Origin of the sequence: Paraglaciecola sp. MB-3u-78 (assembly GCF_002835935.1) — a bacterium.
Classification (GTDB): Bacteria; Pseudomonadota; Gammaproteobacteria; order Enterobacterales; family Alteromonadaceae; genus Paraglaciecola.
Genome location: NZ_PJCF01000005.1, coordinates 431,673 through 455,158, shown reverse-complemented (window position 1 = coordinate 455,158; position 23,486 = coordinate 431,673). Strand labels below are relative to the sequence as shown.

General features: G+C 39.4%; 18 protein-coding genes. 11 read left to right on the top strand and 7 right to left on the bottom strand.

Annotation, left to right across the window (positions count from 1 at the left end):
• The first annotated feature begins 86 nt into the window (after positions 1 to 86).
• From CXF95_RS13120 to CXF95_RS13110, 3 genes are all read left to right on the top strand, one after another.
• Positions 87 to 1,967 carry a TonB-dependent siderophore receptor gene (locus CXF95_RS13120; protein WP_101199108.1) on the top strand — a complete coding sequence of 627 codons (1,881 nt, stop codon included), beginning with the start codon at positions 87 to 89 and terminating at the stop codon, positions 1,965 to 1,967.
• A gap of 167 nt (positions 1,968 to 2,134) precedes the next feature.
• Complete coding sequence (locus tag CXF95_RS13115) at positions 2,135 to 2,407, top strand: helix-turn-helix transcriptional regulator (RefSeq protein WP_101199107.1); 273 nt, start codon at positions 2,135 to 2,137, stop codon at positions 2,405 to 2,407.
• Positions 2,400 to 3,647: a type II toxin-antitoxin system HipA family toxin gene (locus tag CXF95_RS13110; RefSeq protein ID WP_101199106.1), complete on the top strand. Its 1,248-nt coding sequence runs from the start codon at positions 2,400 to 2,402 to the stop codon at positions 3,645 to 3,647. The genes CXF95_RS13115 and CXF95_RS13110 overlap by 8 nt, the downstream gene beginning before the upstream one ends.
• Before the next feature lie 139 nt (positions 3,648 to 3,786).
• Here the strand turns inward: CXF95_RS13110 and CXF95_RS13105 are convergent, their stop codons facing one another.
• Together CXF95_RS13105 and CXF95_RS13100 are read right to left on the bottom strand one after the other, a co-directional pair.
• A complete protein-coding gene (locus CXF95_RS13105) occupies positions 3,787 to 4,029 on the bottom strand; it encodes a hypothetical protein (protein ID WP_101199105.1) in 243 nt (80 codons plus the stop codon).
• 92 nt (positions 4,030 to 4,121) lie between these two features.
• Positions 4,122 to 4,325, bottom strand: coding sequence for a hypothetical protein (locus tag CXF95_RS13100; RefSeq protein ID WP_101199104.1), 204 nt, complete (start codon positions 4,323 to 4,325; stop codon positions 4,122 to 4,124).
• Positions 4,326 to 4,807: 482 nt separating this feature from the next.
• Here CXF95_RS13100 and CXF95_RS13095 point away from each other — a divergent pair, with 482 nt between their 5' ends.
• Positions 4,808 to 6,238 (top strand): nicotinate-nucleotide adenylyltransferase, encoded by a 1,431-nt coding sequence (locus CXF95_RS13095; protein ID WP_101199103.1) that lies wholly within the window; start codon positions 4,808 to 4,810, stop codon positions 6,236 to 6,238.
• A gap of 83 nt (positions 6,239 to 6,321) precedes the next feature.
• Here the strand turns inward: CXF95_RS13095 and CXF95_RS13090 are convergent, their stop codons facing one another.
• A complete protein-coding gene (locus CXF95_RS13090) occupies positions 6,322 to 6,717 on the bottom strand; it encodes an NUDIX domain-containing protein (RefSeq protein WP_232787830.1) in 396 nt (131 codons plus the stop codon).
• Between the two features lie 127 nt (positions 6,718 to 6,844).
• Positions 6,845 to 9,286: a zinc-dependent metalloprotease gene (locus tag CXF95_RS13085; RefSeq protein ID WP_101199101.1), complete on the bottom strand. Its 2,442-nt coding sequence runs from the start codon at positions 9,284 to 9,286 to the stop codon at positions 6,845 to 6,847.
• 271 nt (positions 9,287 to 9,557) lie between these two features.
• On the opposite strand from CXF95_RS13085, the gene CXF95_RS13080 reads away from it, so the two are divergent.
• The 5 genes from CXF95_RS13080 (at position 9,558) to CXF95_RS31455 (ending at position 16,157) form a co-directional block, all read left to right on the top strand.
• Positions 9,558 to 10,964, top strand: coding sequence for an undecaprenyl-phosphate glucose phosphotransferase (locus CXF95_RS13080; protein ID WP_101199100.1), 1,407 nt, complete (start codon positions 9,558 to 9,560; stop codon positions 10,962 to 10,964).
• A gap of 19 nt (positions 10,965 to 10,983) precedes the next feature.
• On the top strand, positions 10,984 to 12,354 hold the full coding sequence (locus CXF95_RS13075; RefSeq protein WP_101199099.1) for a UDP-glucose/GDP-mannose dehydrogenase family protein: 1,371 nt from the start codon (positions 10,984 to 10,986) through the stop codon (positions 12,352 to 12,354).
• Positions 12,354 to 13,358 (top strand): NAD-dependent epimerase, encoded by a 1,005-nt coding sequence (locus tag CXF95_RS13070; RefSeq protein ID WP_101199098.1) that lies wholly within the window; start codon positions 12,354 to 12,356, stop codon positions 13,356 to 13,358. The genes CXF95_RS13075 and CXF95_RS13070 overlap by 1 nt, the downstream gene beginning before the upstream one ends.
• A gap of 127 nt (positions 13,359 to 13,485) precedes the next feature.
• Complete coding sequence (locus tag CXF95_RS13065) at positions 13,486 to 15,648, top strand: right-handed parallel beta-helix repeat-containing protein (RefSeq protein WP_101199097.1); 2,163 nt, start codon at positions 13,486 to 13,488, stop codon at positions 15,646 to 15,648.
• Positions 15,649 to 16,013: 365 nt separating this feature from the next.
• On the top strand, positions 16,014 to 16,157 hold the full coding sequence (locus CXF95_RS31455) for a transposase (protein WP_369809312.1): 144 nt from the start codon (positions 16,014 to 16,016) through the stop codon (positions 16,155 to 16,157).
• A gap of 155 nt (positions 16,158 to 16,312) precedes the next feature.
• Here CXF95_RS31455 and CXF95_RS13055 read toward each other — a convergent pair whose 3' ends face one another.
• The 3 genes from CXF95_RS13055 to CXF95_RS13045 form a co-directional block, all read right to left on the bottom strand.
• On the bottom strand, positions 16,313 to 17,761 hold the full coding sequence (locus CXF95_RS13055) for an oligosaccharide flippase family protein (protein ID WP_101199096.1): 1,449 nt from the start codon (positions 17,759 to 17,761) through the stop codon (positions 16,313 to 16,315).
• A 155-nt stretch (positions 17,762 to 17,916) separates the two neighbouring features.
• Positions 17,917 to 18,993: a glycosyltransferase gene (locus CXF95_RS13050; RefSeq protein ID WP_101199095.1), complete on the bottom strand. Its 1,077-nt coding sequence runs from the start codon at positions 18,991 to 18,993 to the stop codon at positions 17,917 to 17,919.
• A 171-nt stretch (positions 18,994 to 19,164) separates the two neighbouring features.
• Positions 19,165 to 20,022 (bottom strand): hypothetical protein, encoded by an 858-nt coding sequence (locus tag CXF95_RS13045; protein WP_232787829.1) that lies wholly within the window; start codon positions 20,020 to 20,022, stop codon positions 19,165 to 19,167.
• Positions 20,023 to 20,754: 732 nt separating this feature from the next.
• Between CXF95_RS13045 and CXF95_RS13040 the strand changes: the two genes are divergently transcribed.
• Positions 20,755 to 21,681, top strand: a complete 927-nt coding sequence (locus tag CXF95_RS13040; RefSeq protein ID WP_101199094.1) for a hypothetical protein — start codon at positions 20,755 to 20,757, stop codon at positions 21,679 to 21,681.
• Positions 21,682 to 22,314: 633 nt separating this feature from the next.
• Entirely contained in the window at positions 22,315 to 23,349 is a 1,035-nt protein-coding gene (locus tag CXF95_RS13030) for an IS110 family transposase (protein ID WP_101199092.1), read from the top strand.
• The last annotated feature ends 137 nt before the right edge of the window (positions 23,350 to 23,486 follow it).

Sequence of the window (23,486 nt, the reverse complement as noted above, 5' to 3'; positions counted from 1 at the left end):
TCTTGAATATTTAAAGTTAACTTTTCAGCCAAGCATCCTCTTTTACCCCCCTCTCAATCGTTTGCTTATTATAGATTGAGGATTTTATGAAACACATTTCATTGGCACTAACCATTAGTACAGCCCTTCTCGCGAGTCCCATTTTTGCAACTGAAAACAAGGCACAAAACGAAGAAAATGAAATAGAAAAAATGGTTGTTGTATCGAGTCGAGTAGCGATGCCTTTACGGGAAATTGCGACGTCGGTGTCTTTAGTCACGCAACAGGATATTGATGCCCGCGGCTACGCCAACTTGACCGATGTATTAAAAACACAACCTTCTATTAGTGCCACTAATAGCGGTGGTATAGGTTCACCCACGGCCTTGAGGGTGCGCGGTGAAGAAGGTTATCGCACCTTAGTGCGCATAGATGGCGTGGATATATCCGACCCAACTAGTACTCAAGTTGGTCCACAACTAGGTCATTTACAAAGCGCTAATATATCTCGGGTCGAAATACTCAGAGGCTCACAAGGCTTGGCTTATGGCGCCGATGCCGGTGGCGTAATCAATATATACAGCGGCTCACCTAAAGAAAAGTTTTCAGGTAATGTTAGCGGTGAATTTGGACGATATGACACTCAAAATCTGTCTGCCAATATGGGCGCGACCTATGAAGACTTCGATTATTACATCGCTGCGACAGATTACAAAACGGATGGATTCAATTCTCGTTTAGACGATGCCAGCCAAGACAAAGATGGTTACGAAAACACAACTATACACTCACGTTTAGGTTTTAAAATCAGCGATGATTTAACTTTAGGTGTGGTACTTAGAAACAATCATGGTCTGGGGCAATTTGATAATTGTGGTTTTGGAGCCAGTGCTAGCAATAATTGTGAGAGTGAATTTAATCAGTCCAATTTACGAACTGACCTCAATTACTCCACTGACAATTCGCAGCATGAATTAGCCTTCGCTAAAACCTCTATTGAGCGAGAAAACATTAATCAAGGTATCTCTGACTTTTTGACGAAAGGCACTTTGCAAAGAGTGGAGTATTTAGGTCACACCCAACTTAACCAAGATCACCAGTTGGTATATGGACTTGATTGGGAAGAAGAGCAAATAACCTCTGCTAACCAAAGTCGAATTAGCAAAGGCTATTACTTTGAATATCAAGGCGAGTTGCTCGAAAACCTCTATCTCACGGCGGGTGTGCGCCATGATGACAACGAAGATTTTGGGGAACATACTAGCTTCCGGGTAAGCGGTGCTTATATATGGGCATTGGGTGATGACGAAATCAAACTTCGAAGTGCTTATGGAACAGGCTTTAGGGCACCCAGTTTGTTTGAAATAGAATATAACCAAGGACCTTTCGCGTTCGCTCCAGCCTCGACCACAGCTTTACAAGAAGAGACTACCCAAGGCTACGAAGTCGCTCTTGAATACAGCACAACACAAGGTTCTCGTTTTGAAGTTATCTATTTTGATCAGAAGATTGAAGATAGTATCTTTTTTGATTTAGCTGGATTTTCAGGTTATTTACAAGATCTAGGTCAATCAACGTCTAATGGATTGGAACTCATTGCCAATATCAAAATCAATGATGTATTACGTATTCATGGTAATTACACCTATAACCAAACTAAAGACACCCTAGGCGAACAGCGTCTTCGACGTCCTAAAAACATGGCTAATATAGGTTTTGATTACCAAGTCGAGAACCTAATTTTGTCTGCCAATTTAAGGTTTGTGCAAGATTTTGTTGATCTTGTGGTGGATGAAACGAGTTTTGCGAGCACCGCACAACCTTTAGAAAACTATAGGGTTTTTGATATCAGTGCACGTTATCAGGTCAATACTCACTTAACCGTATTCGCCAGAGTCGAAAATGTATTTGATCAAAACTATCAAGACTTAACCGCGTTTAATACCGCTGGCGACACCCCGCATATTGGTCTGAAATACCAGTTTTAATTACTTTTGAATAGTTAACTGCAAACCTTCTTGGCGTAATTTTCCATCGATAAGTCCTTAATCATATTAGGCAACTAACCACGCTTTTGCTACAATGAGAGCAATTAACAACACTCTAGTAAATATATTGCTATTATTATAGCAATATATTTATGAGGAACTTTATCGTGCTATCGTTATTGTCACCATTTGATTTGCAACTTGAACTTGGTCAGTTTGTCAAAAATACTCGTAAGCTTAAAGGGTACAGTATACAAGTTTTTTCTGAAAAAACAGGGGTACCTAATAGCACAATTCGAAAATTCGAAAGTACAGGTGAAATATCCTTACGGCAGTTTTTGATGCTATATGCTGAAGTTGGTAAGTTAACAGAGCTACAACAATTAACCCAAAAAACTGAAGCACCAAAAAGTCTTGATGAGGTGATCAAACATGCTTAATTATAAACTGATCGTAAACCGTCGCCTTGCAAACGGTGATATTGTTCAAGTGGGTGAACTTGCTGAAAACAGCTCTGGGATATATTTCCAGTATGATGAAAGTTATTTGCTCAAACATTCAAGCCTTTCACCTTTTGCATTAGAACAGTCCACTAACCTGCAAATAGGTCCCTCTGCACCACATAAGAAATTGCATGGTGTGTTTGCTGATAGTCTGCCAGATGGATGGGGGCTCTATTTGATGGATAGGCTCTTTAGAAAAAATGGCTACAACCACAAAAGCATTTCTCAACTAGAACGACTGGCGTTTATTGGCGATAACTGCCTTGGAGCACTTTTTTATGAACCCACCATTAAATTTGATGAGAAAGAGACCCAGCAAAACATTTCCATTCAAAAATTAGGCAAGCAAGCGATAGAGGAGTTTGAAGGCACTGAAACTGATCTTGTTGAACACTTAATGAATGCCGCAGGCTCTGGCGGTGCTAGACCAAAAATCAATGCAACACTTTTGGCTGATGGCTCCTATTCCACCGACCGTTATGCCAGCGGTCAACATTGCATCATTAAACTCACCTCAGATAACTTCTACCTTAAGCATGAAGAGAGCTTAGTCGAGTTTAGTTGTATGACCTTAGCTAACCAGTGTGGTATTGATACCGCCTCATTTGAGTTGCTTAGTGCTAGTAATAACAGGTTTTGGTTACGTCAAGATAGATTTGATTGTGTTGGCGACACGGGTCGGTTACATATGATATCTGCAAGTGGCTTACTGGATGCGTCATTTCAAGAGCCTGCTCTGGACTATATCGATTTAGTTAAAGCTACACGGATCATGTGCGGTGTTGGAGAAGCAAGAAAGCTTATTCAGCGAGCTTTATTTAATTATCTGATATGTAACCAAGACGATCATGCAAAAAACTTTGCTTTTCTTTGTGATGATGATGGCAATTGGCGCTTATCACCGTTCTACGATGTCATCTATTCCCCTACTGATTTTGGTGAACATATGACGTCGTTTAATGGTAATGGCATTGCGCCTAATAAGTCGTCCCTAGCACTTATGGCACGACAAGCCAACATCAACCCCAAAGTGGTCAAGCCTATGGTCGAGGGGTTGATGGATAACTTATCAAATACCGAAGCAGTACTTAAAAGTGCTAATGTATCATCAACTACTACCAAGACAATAACCGCAACGATAAATGATAAGTGGTTACAGCTTAAAGGGCATATATAGTCTTTTGAATGCACCAGCGTTCATAGGGAAGCAAAGAGCGACAACGGACAGACGTCGATGCGGTGTCATATAGCAAGGTCACACTGCGTTAGCGGATTATCAATCAGCACCTTTTCAAGTGTTCTAACCCTTTGATTTTTTATAATCCTCTTAATATACAACTACTTGAAAGCGCTATATCTGACTGAATACCGCGACCAATACTGGTGACTATGGCAGTCGCTCCAGCCAGCAGACTTGTCACGCAAGCTGCCGTCGCGTTTCTTCTCGTAGCATGCATATTAGGAGTGACAAAGGAAAGGGTTTTGTTCAAAATAGTGTTTACATTCATGGCATTAATGATTCGTGAGGTTTGGCGATTGAACTGAACACCAATTGCCATGAATGTTCCCCTACTTTTTAATTATCCCTATGATTTTAAAGGGTATTCGTGGGAATACCTCAGGATCTGACCACTTTTATTCTTCTTAAAGTTTAGGTGCCCGTTAACAGTTCTAAATCATGACCAGTCAAATACGCCCCAAATTCTTTGACCAGCATATTGATATAGTGACGAGGAACTTTGTCACATGACTGAAGTTTTTTTATGGAAGAAATGTTACATCCTAAACGTTGCGCGAAACAACTGGCGGGGATACCTCTGTGGGCAAGAAAAGTCAAAAAACGTTTGCCGGTCATATATTACCTCTAAAACTAACTGCACTTTACGGACTATAAAATGAGGCGTATTTATAGCACAGTAGTTTCCTCTCTTTAGTATCTCGTTACATACCATTAACACTTTAATAACATGGTAATAATTACAGAACACAAAATAACCTTAGCGCAGGCAACTTCTTTAATCTGTTATCGACCTGTACTGATTAAGCACCTTATTATGTCAGTCAGTTGGCTGAATAACCTTAGTTCAGGTTAAATAAGCTTCACTAGAAAAAAAAGCATCAAGTTGTTTGCTTCACAACACTCTTGATCAATCCCTCAACTCGCGTCCTAAACTGGCTTTCTTCGCGGGTGCACTTAATTATTAACTTTCCATTAACCTTTTCATTATATTATTCAATGAATTAGTCGTTACCATCATGAAAATTTAGATTTTTGCACTGACAAAAAAAGGCTACAATAGTGATGTACACCTATTTGCCACTTCCTTTGGAGAAATCATGGAAAAAAAAACCGAGTCTCATAGCAGTGTGAGTTCACGCTCAACGACCCAAAAAGCGTTACGCATTAACCTTGATGAAAAGAAGTACGGCACAATAGTAGAAATTGGTGCAGGCCAAGAAGTCGCCCGACAGTTTTTCTTAGCGGGTGCGGCTGCAGGCACTATTGCTAAAACCATGTCTGCTTACGACATGAAGTTTTCAGATGCCATTTATGGTGTACAAGAAGACGGCCGCTATGTCAGTAAAGCCCGTGTTAATGCCATGATGGAACAAGAATTTGATTTGGTAGTAGACCGAGTCGCTAACATTCGCTCTAAGTCGTCGCGGTATTTTGCCTATGCAGCCACGGTTTCGGCAAAAAGTTTTAATCATAAAAACGAATGCCATGCATGGTGTGGTATACGCGTGCAAATGTACCCTGGCGCAAAACCTTCAAACATCACAGTGCATGTTAGGATGCTTGACGACAATGCTGAAGCGCAACAACAAGCCTTAGGTGTACTTGGCGTCAACCTCATCTACGGCGCTTACCATTATTTTGAAAACCCTAAACAAATTATTGATTCATTAACCGATGGTATGAAAGCCGATCGCATTGAAATTGACTCAATCGATTTTGAAGGCCCTTACTTTGAAGATGCTGACAATAGAATTAAAAACATCCACCTTATTCGTAGCTGGAAAACCCGTGCCGTTATGTTTAAGCCTGATGGCAGTGTCGGTATCCCTGCTGAGATGTTATACAAAAAAAATATACTCACCATTCGAGGCTCATTCCGGCCGGTCACCAAATTAAATGTAGATATGATTGAGCAGGGACAGAATTCCTTTTCTGAGCTGCCAGAAGTCGACCCTAGCAACACTATTGCTATAGCCGAGATATCTCTTAATGATGCCCACGGTAACGATACCAAAGTGCCAGAGAGTGACATTGTGGCAAGAGTGCAATTACTCAACTCCCTGGGTTATAACGTCATGGTTTCGGATTATACCCGTTACTTCTCTCTCAGAGCCTACTTCCGTCAATTTACCCAGTTACAAATCGGTATAGTGATGGGTATGGTGAACGTTAAGCAGATATTCGATGAAAAATTCTACCGAGGTGTCGAAGGCGGAATATTAGAAGGTTTTGGTAAACTTTTTCCAGACAACACCCGTTTATTTATCTACCCAGAAATCGATAAAGATGGCCAACTAACAGAATTTACAGATGTTAAAGTCCCTGACCATTTACGCTTTTTGTACCGTCATTTATTAGAAAACGACTTCTTACATGGGATCGCATGCAGTGATCCAACGTTGTTTAATATCTATTCACGGAAGATCCTGCAACAAATTTCTAGTGGTCATGGTGATTGGCAAAAAGATCTACCTGAAGGTGTGGCAGAAGAAATCATTAAAAATAAGTTTTTTGGTTATCGTAGCTAGAATACGTTAGTTTAAAATACACAAAAAGTGGGCATAAAACGTGATTTTCATACCCATTTTTTTGTTAATCACAGCTGCCCATCCTACTCATTGTTTCTTAAATACGCCGCCATCGCATGCTGCCCCGATACAAAGGCCAATTGGTTACTATCCACATTCGACACATCCAACCAAAGGTAACGACTCACTTCCTCTTGCTGCAAAACTAAAGCAGGCTTAGTGGATAGGTGGATTTCAAAAAAGCTATCAAGTGTAGAGTAGAGCACGTCTTTGTATAGGTAACTATTGGGATAAGAAAAAAGATATTGCATGTGACCAATAGGCAGTTGCAACTCTTCCAATAATTCTCGTTTTAATGCTTGCTCATTGGACTCGTCGTAATCAACAAAACCACCGGGGAAGTCTAACTTTCCCTCGGAAGGTTGTTGCGCCCTTTCCACCAGCAGCATTTGCCCATTACACACAACAACCGCACTCACGGCAGCGGCCACATTATGAAAATAAACAAAGTCACATGAGTGACAGCGGTAGGCCTTTTGGCCTTGATTAACAAGGCTTGGCTGGGCGCATTTTACGCAATACAAAGTTGAATGGGCGTTCATCATTCTAAATAGGCGAGCCCGGCGGTAAAGGTTTTAATGTAAACTGCGACTGCCACTTGCCCAGACGCCAATATTGTTCCAACTGACGAGCCATCACTTCGTTGTGAGCATTGCGTCCTTTGTTTTTTAACCACTTATGTAAATCAATCAATTGTAATTCCATTTCGCCCCGAGCTTCAGGTGCCAAGTTTTCCTGCTGCATGGCTTTTACCACTTGATCTAACACTAAATAGTTCACCCGCTTACTCAACTGCGGGTAGTCTTTGTCGATACCGTCTTTTATGGACTGATTAAATAGTTCGGTCAATAAATACCCCAAATCGGGGACACCTTGTAACTGTTCTTGTTGTTGCGCGATACGGTTTAAACGTTCAGCTTGCAACAATAGGTTAAGACTGTAACCCGCAGCAGATTCTGCTGCGCTGATGGGGTCAAACGTATGCCCAGTTCGACCTTTGAAACTTTCTCGATTACGGCTTTCGCCATATGCTTTAGGCGTGATCAGTTGCGCCAAAGATTTAGGAATACTCAAAAATTCACTCTGTAAGGTTTGTAACATGGCGGCTAGAGCATCTTTTTGCTGTTGAGCAGCAATGACTTTGACGCCTTTAGCAACTGCATAATCACCTTTTGATTCGTATTCGTAGCTCACCCCACCAATTAACTTAGCAACCGCATCTAATTGGTAACGATGTAACAAATAAATGGGTGCAAAGGTTTCTTCTAATGAAGATAAAGTGGCACCGGTTTTAATCGTTTTAAGACCAAAGTTAGCCATAGCGACTTGGCGCACTTCACTAATACGACTTAGCTCGGTGACAGGGTCAGCACCATTGTCCCAAAGGTGTCCCTGTGCATTAGCAGCATTTGCCTGACGAGCGTCTGGGTCGGACAGATACTTAAACCCTTTAGCTCTAGCATCAGTCACTAAATCTTTTAACGCCTGTTGTTCGGTAATGGCATCGGGATATTCTTGATAACCATAAGCCACCACATATTTATCCCACGCTCCCATACCCACATCGTAAGCATTATCGAGACTGATTTTACCATCCTTAATACTCACCAAAGGATGAGGGTAATCCATCACTGATTCTCGGCCATATTCGCTGGCGGCAAAGTTGTGAGAAATGCCTAAGGTATGCCCTACTTCGTGTGCAGAGAGCTGACGGATACGCGCCAGAGCCATTTCTTTTTGTTTAGAGGTATCTACTTGAGCATCAGATGGGTTATTTTCACCCCCATAGTCCGCACCCGTTCCATCGGCACTAAAAGGACTTGTCAAACCTAAGGCAATTAAATAATCCTGCTTAACGCGCAGTGAACCCAAAGTAACATGTCCTTTAATAATTTCGCCGCTACGAGGGTCAATAACAGAAGAACCATAAGACCAACCGCGAGTCGCCCTGTGCACCCACTGGATCACGTTGTAGCGCACATCCATAGGATCAGCATCTTCAGGTAATACTTTAACTTGAAAAGCGTTTTTATAACCTATGGCACTAAAGGCTTGATCCCACCATAAAGCGCCGTCTTTTAATGCACTCATTACCGGCTCAGGAATGCCGGGGTCAAGGTAATAAACAATAGGTTCAATCGCTTCGCTCATATCCATATTGGGCTGTTTTTTATTCAAACGGTGCCGAGGAATAAACTGTTTTGTCATACTTTGTTCAATTGGCACTGAATAATCTTCATAACCCACAGACCAAAATCCAGAAAAAGGTACAAATTTTCTGGGTTGGTAATCCGTATCGGGTAACTTCACCAATGAATGATGTAAATGCACAGAAATGCTAATAGGATCCGGCGTAACCTGATCCACATACTGCCCCGGTTTAGAGCCACCGAAGGTCACTAAGGCTTCTAGTTCAGTATTATCAGGGAATGACTTACTGCGCTTTAAAAACACCCCACTACGCTTTGGATAAGCTTGATAACTACCTTGTTCAGTTACCGTTAGACGCTCAGAAATTTGATGAATATCAGACAATAAAAAATCAGTATAATCAATGACAACCCCATCACCGTCGGTGGCCACAACAACGAAACCAGCAATCACTGAGTCCGCAAATGCCTCATCAATGCTCGCTTGTTCGGCAAGATTAGAAGAACTAGCGCGATACTGTGTATTCAATTGTTTAAGTAGCACTTTATTGCCAAAACGCTCGAATTTAACTAACCGAGTATCACCCAACTGCCCACGGTCTAACCCTATATCATTCGAGCCAATGCCTTGGGGCATACTACTTTGAAACAGAAAAGGCTGGTCAAACTTGTCAATTTTAAGGAACACTTTGTCGGTCTCGATTTGATAATAAAAATCGAAAAAACCAGTTTGGTGCGACATATGTTCAGTGAAATCGGCAACACTCGTTTGTTTATCCGAATCAGTAGCAAAAACCTGCGCTGAAAGAATTAACAGGCAAATAACAACAAAACGCATGGGGCTTATCTCTTTAATAATTATATATATGTAACACTAACGATATTTGCTGACAAAAAAAAGCCATGTGAATAAATTGACAAAAATAGCGAGACAACAAATTTATTTTTAACCCGAGAGCACAACAAGAAAATAAATATAAAAAAAATTCAAATTAGGAGCGGTTTTTGCAATAGTATTTAGAAGCGGATTTTGCAATAGAATTGTAGAAATAGTATTGTAGAAAGAGAATTGCAGTAACCACAGTTCGGTTTGAAAAAAAGAAGTCATTATGGAAATTCAGTTAGAAGGTATAGTAAAAAACAACATGAACAAGTTTGCCGCAGCTTATAGGCTTGTGGACATTTGTTTAATTCAGGGATTATTATACCTAAGCGTTTTGGTTTATTCTCAAAACTATACCCTGTATTATTTTACCTTATCGCTTGTGGGCTCTGTAGGTTTTACATTAATTGCAGAATCCTTGGCATTGTATCGCTCTTGGCGAACCGGTTTTTTGAAACAAACCGTGTTCTATACGATTATATGTTGGCTATTCTCAGGATTAATCGTACTTACCTACCTATTTTTATCTGAAACATCACATGATTATTCTAGGGTTTCACTTGGGCTGTGGATGTTGTCATCTATCATTATGCTTTTAGCATGGCGCTATTGTTTTCAACTGTTTTTAAGGTCTATACGCAGAAAAGGTTACAATATCCGCAACATTGCCATTTTTGGATTATCCGAAAAAGGTATTCGCCTAGCGAAAGAAGTGATGGACAATCCAGATGTGGGTTATCGTTTAGTGGCATTTTATGATGACAGGGAAAAGTCACGTTTAAATGAAGAATATCATGATTACCTCAAAGGGACTATTGAAAAGGGCATAGAAGACACCAAGCACCACGATTATGATGTGGTTTACATTACCTTACCAATAGAAGCGACAGCCCGTATTCATGAAATACTTTTTGGACTGGGAGACTCAACAGCCACAGTACATGTAGTGCCCGATCTATTTATGTACTGTCTAATGCATGGCGAAATGTCTCATGTAGGTAACGTGCAAACGATTAGCGTTTACGACAATCCGATGAAGGGTGGCCTAGCGTTAGTTAAAAGAATAGAGGACATAATTTTAGCTTGTGGAATTCTGACGATAATTGTATTACCCATGTTAGTTATTTCGTTATCAATAAAAATGACCTCCAAGGGCCCCATAATATTTAAACAAGACCGCTATGGCCTAAATGGAAGAAAGATCAGGATGTGGAAATTTCGCTCCATGACTGTGACCGAAAATGACGCAGTGATTACCCAAGCCAAAAAAGGCGATGCTCGCGTGACTAAGGTAGGCGCCTTTTTACGCCGCACTTCGTTAGACGAACTCCCTCAGTTTATTAATGTATTAAAAGGCGACATGTCAGTTATTGGCCCCCGCCCTCATGCCGTTGCGCATAATGAAGAATACCGAAAGGTTGTTGATTTTTATATGTTACGACACAAAGTAAAGCCCGGTATAACTGGTTGGGCACAAGTCAACGGTGCTCGGGGCGAAACAGACACGTTAGAAAAAATGAAAAAACGTATTGAGTTCGACCTTGAATACATTAGAAATTGGTCACTTTGGTTAGATTTTAAAATCGTTATTTTTACGATTTTTAGAAGTTTCAATGATAAAAATGCATATTAATTTGTTATAAGGATTTAAAATGAAAGTCACTTTCTATGGAATTGGGTATGTCGGTTTAGTGCAAGCAGCGGTACTTGCCGATGCCGGTCACGATGTTTGCTGTGTAGACATTGACGAAGCTCGAATAGAAAACCTCAAGAAAGGTGTAGTTCCAATTTTTGAACCCGGCCTAACACCATTAGTTGAAAAAAATCATGCTGAAGGTCGGCTGATTTTTACCACAGATGCAAAATTTGGCGTTGAGTTTGGTGAATTGCAATTTATTGCCGTGGGCACTCCTCCGGATGAGGATGGTTCTGCCGATCTTAAATACGTTTTAAAAGTGGCTGAAACCATTGCCACTTATATGCAAACGCCAAAAGTCATCATAGACAAGTCAACAGTACCCGTTGGCACAGCCGATAAAGTCCGCTTAAAAGTACAACAAGTGCTAGACAGCCGAGAGTCGGATCTACATTTTTCTATTGTCTCAAATCCAGAGTTTCTCAAAGAAGGGGCAGCGGTAAGTGATTGTCAACGCCCTGATCGTATTGTCATAGGCACAGACTCAAGCGAAGCAGAAGAGTTGATGCGCGAACTTTACCAACCATTTAATCGTAATCACGAAAAAATTATTATTATGGACATTAAAAGTGCCGAGCTGACCAAATACGCTGCAAACTGTATGCTGGCCACCAAAATTAGCTTTATGAACGAAATGGCCAACATTGCTGAATTGGTGGGTGCTGATATAGAGCATGTTCGCCATGGCATAGGCTCAGATCCGCGTATAGGTTATCAATTCATCTACCCTGGATGTGGGTATGGTGGGTCGTGTTTCCCTAAAGATGTGCAAGCATTAGTTAGAACTACCGATGCAATTGGCTACAACTCAGAAATACTTAAAGCGGTTGAAAACGTTAATTTTCGTCAAAAGAATAAATTATTTGAATACATTTCAAGACACTTCAAGCTTGAGCAAAACCCTGATGCACTAAAAGGCAAAACGTTCGCAATTTGGGGTTTGTCATTTAAACCCAATACCGACGACATGCGCGCCGCTTCTAGTTTAGTATTGATGGAGTCGTTATGGGCAGCAGGTGCCAGAGTGCAGGCATTTGACCCAGAATCAATGGAAGAAACACAACGTATTTGTGGCAGCCGTGATGACCTATCGTTAATGGGCACCAAAGAAGCCGCATTAAATGGCGCCGATGCTTTAGTAATATGCACCGAATGGCAAAATTTTAGAGCGCCTGATTTCGATTTAATAAAAGAAAAACTCAAAACCAATGCCTTTTTTGACGGACGAAATATGTTTGAACCTGAACGAATGCAGAAAAAAGGGTTTGCCTATTACAGTATAGGCCGAGGAATGTCCGTTTCTTCAGCAAAAAACGGAGTTAGCTAGTGAAATATTTAGTCACAGGGGCAGCGGGCTTTATAGGATATTTTGTTGCTAAAAGGTTGTGTGAACAAGGTCATCAAGTTATCGGTATCGATAACTTAAATGACTATTACGACCCTAAACTAAAGCTTGCTCGCCTAGAACAAATTGAACATTTTGATAATTTTACTTTTATAAAAATGGATTTAGCAGACAGAGACGGCATTGCTACATTATTTACCGAAGAGCAATTTGAACGAGTCATTCATTTAGCCGCCCAAGCAGGCGTTCGTTACTCAATTGAAAATCCGATGGCTTACATTGACTCAAACTTAGTCGGCATGGCGACGATTTTAGAAGGCTGCCGTCATAACAAAGTACAGCATTTAGTGTATGCATCGTCTAGCTCGGTTTACGGCATGAATGAAAAAATGCCATTTTCAACCGAAGATGCAGTTGATCACCCTGTATCTCTTTATGCCGCCACTAAAAAGTCAAATGAACTCATGGCACACAGCTATAGTCATTTATACGACTTACCCACAACAGGCTTACGATTTTTTACTGTTTATGGCCCATGGGGACGCCCTGATATGGCACCCTTCCTATTTACCGATGCAATATTAAATGACCGAGAAATTAAAGTATTTAATCATGGCAAAATGAAACGTGATTTCACTTATATTGATGATATTGTTGAAGGAGTTATTCGTATTCAAGCTGTAGTGCCAGTGCGTAATCCCGAAAACCCAAATACGTCTCCCTCATCAAGTAAAGCGCCTTATAAAGTATTTAACATAGGTAATAACGACCCTATTGAGTTGATGACCTTTATCGAAGCGATTGAAGATGCTGCAGGCAAAAAAGCCAAAAAGAACTACATGCCGATGCAAGCCGGTGATGTGCCAGCAACCTTTGCAGATATTGATAGTTTAAAAGAAGAAGTAGGATTCAAGCCAGATACTGCTATTGAATATGGTATGCAACAGTTTGTTGCTTGGTTTAAAACGTATTACAAATTGGCTTAATTAATAGGGGGGTTGGAATATACTGACAAGCAACAGTGAGTTGTATTCCATAATCCGTTAAGGTTCGCAGCACCTAACAACAATCAAGTAGTGTTTAATCCAAACTGAATAAAGATGTAAATTAGATATGATCCAACCTTTTAAAAACATAGTTTTTAAGCCGCAAGTTATCTTTATTTGGTTGACCGTTGCGCTAGTCAGTTGTGCTCAGTTTGATACCCCAAAACCTATAAAAAAAAGCCTAACAATAAGCGGTCAACCTGGAGACTACTTTGTAAAGCAAATTAAAACGCAAAAATTAAGTCGCCCAAAAGAGGTCGTTGCTATGTTGCAACAATCTAGTTATCAATCTCAAAAAAACAATGCTTATTTAATTAAAAATCCGCAAGACACCGCAAAACTGTTACTAAGTATTAGTCGTTCAGAAGAGGTTAGTCAGGCAATCATACAACTTTCTAAAACGCTTCCTGATAAAAATGAAACGTGGATAGCCTTAGCGCTAAAACTTTACCCTATAGACGCCTACCGCATTGTTGAACAATTATATATTGACTCGGATTTTCAAAAATCGACATTAAAATCAGCAGCACTTATGGCTGGGCTCGAACCCAGTAGAATATTGACTGCTACCGCAACAAGCGATGTAGAGTATCGAGTTGTCCCACTTATCCACTCTGCGAGTTTAACCGTTTACAATCAGTACGAAGATACCAATACTCGGCTTTGGTTTAAGTCCAGCACATCAAGTGATTGGTTACCTGCTCTGGCATTACAGTGGGAACCAATAAGGGGCGCGTTATCTGGTTCAATAGTGCGATTAGAGCCCGACACTGCTTACGATATTAAACTTGAATACCTAGACAACAATCAAGTGATAGAAGAGCGCGTTTACAACTTTAAAACTCGCCCCAACTCACCCCCTATCGACCCTGATAAAATTTACTATCTTTCTGACATTTATAACGGCGGCCAACTTAACTTAACCGAACTGGGTATTGAAGGTACTGAAGACGGATGGGCACTTATTATTGGTGATGGCCCTGAAATTATAGCAGATAAAGGTGACAAGGCAGCCATCGATATAGGCAGTCAAAGTTATATCAAATTTGAAAACATCACGGTAAAAGGAGGGCGATTCGGTATTTATGCCTCGAAGGCCCATCATATTTGGATAAAAGGCTGTGATGTTTCTCAGTACGGCCGAGAAGGTCAAGATATTCGCAACGGTGTAGCTTATGCCACCACTGAAAGTACCAAACCTCTCAATTACGACTCAGGTATTTATCTTAAACAAACCGGCTTAGTGACTGTAGAAAACTGTGAAATACATAGCCCAAACGGTAAAGCTAATAATTGGAAATATGGCCACCCAAAGGGCCCAAATGCAATGTTAATTTGGGCCTACCACCCCACTGAAGAATATCAAGGCCAATACATTATTCGGAATAACCGCTTTTATGGCACACCAAACCACCGTTTTAATGATGTGATTGAAGGCCGCAGAAATTTTAGGCGCGATGGCGCATTTGGAAGAGATTCGGCGATTCACAATAATTATTTAGCCTATGCAAACGACGATTTAATAGAGCTAGACGGCGGCCAAAGTAATGTGTTGTTTTATGACAATGAGTTAACGCAAGGTTTTTGTGGCATCAGTGTTGCCCCTAATATGCTAGGCCCGAGTTATATATTTAATAATTATATTCATGACTTAGGAGATGAACGCGGTAAGGAGTGGACAGCAATAAAAATGGGTGGGTTGATAAGCCGTCCTGCTGGCATAACCAACTTATTTGAAAACTTGATTATCATTAACAATAATGGCGTTGCCAGATCAGGCGTCGACAACGACCGTACATTTTGGCTCAATGCACAAAATAACATCATTATCTCAAAGAAAAGAGGAGGCCATGGTATTTATGACAAACAGTTTTACGAGGGCTCAGTATTTAAAAATAATGTGATTTACAACATGTCTTACGGGGCACCTTATGTGCAGGCCACTATTGGTGATGATTTTTATCACCCTTGGTCAGAACAAGCAGACAAAATAGACGAAATTATTAACTCAGACTCGACATTTAGTTTAGAAACTGATGCTCGTTTTATTATCCCCAACTTTTCTCCTTCTAATCAGGTTCCGGAATCTGCTAATTATTCTTACCCTTCCTCTGAGTCAGTTGAATTAATCAACTTTAATGACAAGGCAATAACGTCATTTGACGCCCAAAATAAAAATAATAACTATGAAGTAATACAATCAAAATCGCCTTTATCTAAAGCTAGGTAAGGCTACAAAATTAACCCACAAAAATCAGGTCTAAAATGAACACTTTTGACATGGAAATAATTTATTCGCTCAATCAACTTGCTCAACTTTCATCGATTTTTTAATACCACAATAAAATTTATTTCTGGGAATCATTTAACCAAAGGGGGAGTTTTACTAACAATATTTTGGTGGGGCTGGTTTAGAATTAATAACAATCAACCCATGTTCAAGAACGTTTAATTGCCACATTATTTAGCTGCTTCATTGCAATGCTTTTAGCGAGAGCATTTGCATTGTTACCGCCATTTAGACTTAGGCCTCTACATGAGCAAAGCCTATGACCTGCAGGTTCGTTGAAAGAAAGCAATTGAATTAATGGAATTATGAATTATGAATTATGCGTACCACATCAACTCAAAGATTCTGCTACTAAACATAATGTTGCCATCCATGCATTTGTTCTAATGACTAACCATGTTCACTTATTAATGACAGCTTTTTCGCAAATCGACGTTAGTAGACACTGAACGTTATCATTTAACACTTTATCGCTACATTGAATTGAACCCCGTTAGAGCTAGGATGGTCGAATATCCGGCTGCGTATCCAAGGCGTTTAATACATCGAAAATCAAAAGATTAATAATTTCTATTTTTCAACGAACCTATCCCCGCAGTATATTTTAATTTTTGAAAAACATTCCTTTAATCTGAGCAAGTTGCTCAGTTGTATGTTTATAAAAAAATAAAAAGCTTAAAATGGGATAACTTAAACATCCAGTAAGTATCAATACCGATAGTAAAATAATTTGATTTGAAATTAGTGGACCTAAAAAGTGCTTACTGAGCATAATACAGGCAAACATGGCCAACGCACAAAAATAGGATGGAAAAATAGCCCAGATCAACTTCTTAATATTAATTGGTATATGTTTTGTCACAATTTTAAAACGTATCGGTAGTATTAAAAAATTTGCGATAACGATGCAAATCAGCATGGTAGTAATGCCAAACCAAATTGTGCAACCTGCAACCAATACACTGCTTATTACACTTATTAAATTGAGGTTAAATGCATCCCTGGTTTTGGCCTGCGAAACAAGCAAGGTTGGTAAAAACCAACCGATGATAGCTGGGAACATAGTAAAAACTGAGATATTCATAAAGATAGCGCTATCGCTGAATTTTTCTCCAAATATAATTGTTACAAACGGATCTGCAATTGCACCAAGGCCCATAAACATTGGCATTACTGTTGTCGCGCTAATTACCACTAATTTAATATATAAATCTCCCAGATTGACGCCTACTTTAAGACGAGAAAAACTGGGTACGACCATAGAATTGATCGAGCTCATCGTAATCGCTTTTATCATGTTCTCGCCTCTTTTGGCGGCATTTAGCAGAGCAAAATTAGCAGGACCTAAGACTGCTCCTGTAAATATGGAAACGGATTTTTGGTTCACCATGTTCAATATAGCGGACCCCAAAAGCGGTAAGCAAAATTCTCTCAGTTCCTTTTTGTCTTCTTTATTAAAATATAACTTGGGTCTGAACCCAGCAATAGATGTCATCAACAGTAACTCTAAAATAGAGTGCACCAAGCGGCCAATGACCATTGACCATAAGCCATATCCCAGCTCAGCCAAAGTAATAATAACAATAGCTGAAAGCACTGTGGCAATTAGTTTAACGACACCCATTTGTTTGTTTTTAAAATCTCTGACTAGTTTGCCGTTAAAGACGACCTGCAAACTCAAGAGAATAGTAATTGGCGCTAGACTCATAAAAACGTAGGCAGCCACGTGTGAATAGGTGTAATAAGCAATTGGTGCGCCAATAAATACTAAGCCCGCAGCAACCAAAATAGCTAAACCTACCACGTAAAACATAGTACTAGACGCGTATTGCTCATCCCACGTTTTACGTTGAACGATATTTTGATTAACACCGGCGTTTACTGAGATATTGGCAAACTCTATAAAGAGCATGCAAAACGCCACTAAGCCAAAGTCCTCTAAGGTGAGAATGCGTGCTAAGTAAACAAACACAATAAAACTAATAACATTGATGCCAGTACGCGTGATTGAAATCCACAACCCTCCTTTTGCTGCCCGTTTTTTTAACGACATTCAATAACTCTCATTGTAATATTCCAACCCTTTTACTTTAATTTTTATTAACTAATATCACCCTCTTCCTTACTGGGATACGACAGTATAACGATCTTTCAAGGTTGTTTAAAACCTGCAAAGGGGGTTCAAAGTTTTGTTAAAAAACTCTAAATCTAAGCCTGTTGGAGTGACTTAAATAATCTTAACCATTTATTTTGAATTGAAAGCGTGTCACTTGTTGCTGATAGAGAAATACTTTCAAAAGACATATGCTGATATACCGAGTCGATTGTCAAAATTTTCCGGATACCATCAATAAATAACTGCTGGTCAAATGGCGCTATTAAAAAACCATTCTTACCATCAATTACCACTGATTGAGCTGCATCAAAGGTATTGAATAATACAATAGGTAATCCTTGGCTTCTCGCCTCGATAAGTGATTGACCATAACCTTCGTAATAAGACGTCATGATAAATATACTGTATTCAGAGAGCGTTTTTGCAACATCATTCGTTTTACCAAAAAACCTTATATTAGCGGACTTTGAAATTTTATTTTTTAGTGACTTAACTTCTTCAACTGAGCCAGTACCATAGATATCTAAAGTCATTTCCGGGATCTTAGCCATAATTTGAATCATTGCCGTAAAATTTTTTTGGTTTTCTACTATTCTACATATGGTGACCAGTTTGTAGTTCTTACTTTCTCTCGGCGCAGTTGTTGGCAATTTACACGCTCTAGGAATAATAGAAATTTTATTATCATCAACTTGAAAACGGCGACACAATGCTTGTTTGTCAAATGAAGTATAAAGAGTCAGCGCATCAACTCTGTTAAGAATTTTTTGCGACAATGCTTTAAGAATACGTCCTTGGAATAGTTTTTCTACGCTGTTTGACTGTACTAAAATTATTTTAGGTTTGTGTTTTGTTAATAAAAAAAACAATAAATTTGCTGGATGATAGGTAATAACAACGTCATATTGGCTCCGAATGGCCTGTTGATAAAAAACAAAAGCTTTGTTTAATACCGCAAGAAATCCAGATTCGAAAAAAAGTTTTTTCTGAATATCAAATTCAGAGCAAGCAATTTCAATTTCTTCAACAGGAGGTTCTCTATTATACAGCTCATATATCTCAATATTACTTTGCTCTACTGATAGCTTAATAGACCTAACAAGGTTTTCAATTCCACCAAAACCATTACACCTATTAGGGTGATAAGACAGCACAGTTAGTTTCATCATAAAAATAAATTTAATTCTACGTTATATAAAAAGTGGCAAGAATAACTTTGAATTTTAATTAGCAAGGGGGCTAGACCATTGTCCCGCGATCATATTATTAGAATATGTTTGATTTGCTAACGCTATAATTTCCTCACATGGAAATCAAACTAGACTAGACAACGCGTCGCCTCAAAAGTTTTCTACTAAATGAACCAGAGGAAACTCGCTTTTAACAGTCCTGCCAAACTCAGAGTCTTTTAAAACTACATTCGCACCGTAAGAAATTGCATGATAAAATGTTTCACACGCAATCATTGAAGCTTCTTCATGATCGAGAATTACAAAAGTAACAGATGATAAGAGGCCATTTAACTCTTCGACCTCCATAAATCGATTTTCATAAATGACCTTAGGGAGCCTATCTTTTATTAAAGTTGTAATCTCACTATTAAGGTCTGCACTTTTGCACTTACCAATTATTTTATGCTCACGTTTAGGTTCCCAATTCTGAAGAATTAACGGAATTTTTTTGTATGATTTAATATTACCAAATATCAAATCATACAAAGGAGCTAACGTATTAGCCTTGGTTTTTTTATAAAGAGGGTGAGATATAACCTGAGATTTGAATTCTTGAACTCTTCGATGAGTAACAATACTGTCACTGAAAAATCCAATTACGCCACATATTGTGCGATAACATAATTTACTATATTCCAGATGCGGCTTGTAACTATGCCGTATCCAGATAATTTTTTTATAACAGAAACCAGTAATTACCATACCTAAAACAAATCGCAAGGTCTCAAATCCCTCTGCCAAAACGCCTTTTTTCAAACAGGGATAGTCTTCTAGCCAATTTAATATCAGAACATCTGACTTTCGCCTATTTAACAACATTTTCAACATGCTTTTGGGTGAAAACCCAACAAATTCGACGCTAGAAAAATTATTTTTTAGTATGAATGACAGATTTAATAAGTATTCGTTATCACCTCGGTATCTTGGGAAAATACATATATCTTTGGCAATTTTACACTTTTGCATTATTTGATATTTTCTCTGATTGATAGCTTTATGAGATTATCGATTTTTGTTGTTAATAACATTGTAAAATAAAGTTGCGTTACCACTTTGGAAAATACGCGGTTACCCGATACATTGATTTACAAATTACACATAATGTTACCGACTGAACGACTTTTTGTAGTATACAAGATATCTTCGAACACAATAAACACGCAACATAAATAGTCGAGTACTTAGAGAAAAAAAAAATTTTCGAGTTTTGTCAATTGCAATATTGCATACAGCGATGAAATAACTACAACTCTTCAAGCGAACTGCTTCTATCGCTAAATCTTCTAAATTAACAAACCATAACCGTTTTCTCTCATTTTCGGTCAGATTAGTGAGAGTGAAGAGTTCCTCAACCAACTCTACTTTATGCTTTAAATTACTCATACCTTTCTATGTAAGATTATTTACATGGTTTTCCTTATGAATACCGGTATATCACCCCTATGTTATTGTTTAATATATGGTAAATAAACCACAACTCTTGAATAATGATACAACGGCTTTATTTTCATTTCACTGATTTTATCATTCAAATCATATTTCGATACTAAAATTGAGACGTTATTGTCAAGTCGGTTTGGACACCCATCCTCAAGTATATAAAAGAGATGTCAATATGGAAAATATGAGGCATCATGCATTTTGTATTTTGTGAAAAATGACGTTTTATTTTACCTATACTCCTGAGAGAGGCACAAATTGTTATATTTACACATCGGAACTGGAAAGGCAGGGAGCACAACAATTCAGACGTTCCTGAAAAGCTGTGGAGCTGAACTGCCTTACTCGCAGCTGGAATCCTTTGGGTTAGGCAATAGCTGGAAGATCGCCGCCTCCACGGGCACTGAGAGGAGCCGGTGGTATTGGGTAGAGCATATAAAGCGACTTGACGCCGACGAATATCAAAGACTTTGCTCTAGGTTCTGGACGGAGGTCAAAAGTGAAGTAGCAAGTCTGGAACACTCAGATTTTGTCGCTTCTAGCGAATTTATTTTTGGGCAGGTAGCTTGCGACCAGGAGGCCATGGCACGACTGCAAGTGCAGCTTACCGAAATATTCGGCGAGGTAAAGCTGTTGGTGTATTTTCGGAACCAGATCGATTTCGTCAAAAGTTTTTATGCGCAAGCCGTCAAAGGGCCAACACGAGAGATCTTGTCGTACGACGTATACATTAAAAATCTAAAAAAAATTCAGGTCCCGATCAATTACGCGGAAAGGTTGAAATTGTGGGGAGAAGTATTCGGATGGGAGAATGTCGAGGCGGTCGTTTTTGACCGAAAAAACTTTCCAAATGGCAATCTAATCGAGGATTTTTGTTCTCGTACTGGCATTGAATACGACAACGAACGCTTTGCCATTCATCGACAAGAATCAAATATATCTCCAAGCTACAGCCATCTAGTAGCGTTTCGGTATTTGAATCGCCTAACATTGAGGAAGCATAAAGGGCTAGCTGTACGTGCAATAACATCGCTAGCTCGACGTGCAATAACGAGCACTTTACCCGATAAAGAATTTCCCAAAGAATACGATGACCTTTTGCTGTCCAAGGTCTCAGAAGGTAATAAATGGCTTAATGAGGTTTTTTTTTCTGACCTTGCCGTCAAGTTACCAGAAATTAACTAAATCTTCCGTCCCGTCCCGGCATGCGATGGGCTGTTGAACTTTGACTATTAGAAGTAATTAATTCGGGTGAATTTTTATCTAGAGCGCCAAGCGGTGACATCACATTGATTAACCGGGCAAACATGCAGAAGAGTACCGACCCGAGAACGGCAGCCGGTAAGTCTGCCGCTGCACGGAATGCGCGCTGGCATGGCGAGACGGGAAAGCCTGACCCTGCATCAGTTGCCGCCTAGCTGCGAGTGATCCTTGATGATCCGGACCTCATGCCGGGGAACCTTCTCGCCGATGAAAAAGGGCCAGATGAAAAAGGGTCAAGTTGCTTGCTTCACAATACTCTTGTTCAATCCCTCAACTCGCGTCCTAAACCGGCTTTCTTCGCGGGTGCACTTACTGCTATTGGTAATAGCTGGGGCCGTAGCAAAATCAATTTATTGCACAGAGGAGCATCTATCAAAATAGTGGATTTCAGCAACTCAACTAAGCGGCCGCCTTCGCCCTCATTTGATTTTAATACAGCAGGTTCCTGAACGGTGGCAAACGAGATCGTCAAAACCAGATAATTGGACTCCCCCTACCCCGAAGAGGTAGGGTAATATACTGTTACCACACAAATATATTAAAAGAGTCCTGAAAATAAATATTACTAGAGTTGGTGTTGATTTAGCAAAAAAAGTTATTCAAGTTTGTGTTTATAAAAATACAAAGGTGCAATCTAATACAGAAATGACACCGAATGAATTCCTTAATTGGCTTGTTAATCAAAAACCTTTTATTATCATTTTTGAGGCGTGTGGTACGACGAACTACTGGAAGCAAAAAGCTTTAGAAGCAGGGCATGATGCTCGCTTAATATCAGCAAAATTAGTGTCAGCTGTTAGACAAAATCAAAAAACAGATAAAAATGATGCACTGACAATTATACAAGCATCGTTATTACCAGAAGTTAATTTCATTGATGGTAAGAATATTAAACAACAGCAACTGCAGTCAATCAAGCGATTACGAGAGCTAGCAGTTAAGCAGCGAGATGCTATTCAAAAACAAGTTATCGCTCTATTGTTGGAGTTAAATATACGATGTCCCAATAAAAGCGCTAGCCTGCTGAAGCTCATATCAGATGTTTTAGAAGACGGGGAAAACAACCTATTATTCGAATTCAGACAAGCGTTGGAAACAGCAAAAATAACGTTAACCACACTGATTGAAGCTGTTTTTGCTTATGATGATTGCATGAATAATGTTATTCAAGCAGATAATGATTGTAAAAAGTTCCTTAAACTCGAAGGAGTAGGCTCCGTTAATGCAGCCAATTTATATATAGAGCTTGGTTGTTCTGAATCAACGAGATTCAATAAAGGTAAAGATGCCTCAGCATGCATTGGTGTTACCCCTATTCAGTATTCTTCTGGTAGTAAGATAAAAATAGGCACGATAGGTAAAACAAAAAATAGTTTACTAAGAAGTCAATTGATCACAGGTTCAATGGCGTTCGTAAGGCAGGTAGTAAAAAGAGAGCCGAAAACCACTAAGGAGGTTTGGCTTAAAGCGCTAGCAGAGCGACGAGGTAATAAGTGTGCAGCTGTAGCGTTAGCCAATAAAACGGTAAGAACGGCTTTTGCAATGATTAAAAACAGTACCGAATACAAAGCTGCCTTAATAGCAGCTTAGAAAAGAGTTCTAACAACAAAATGCAAAAATAAAGCAAAGATTAAAATCAGCAAGCTAAGTCAGCTAAAAACGAAGAGCCTAATAGCTCGTAAACCAGATTTGACAGTTTGTTCGCGTAAATATCATAGAGCCTGGGT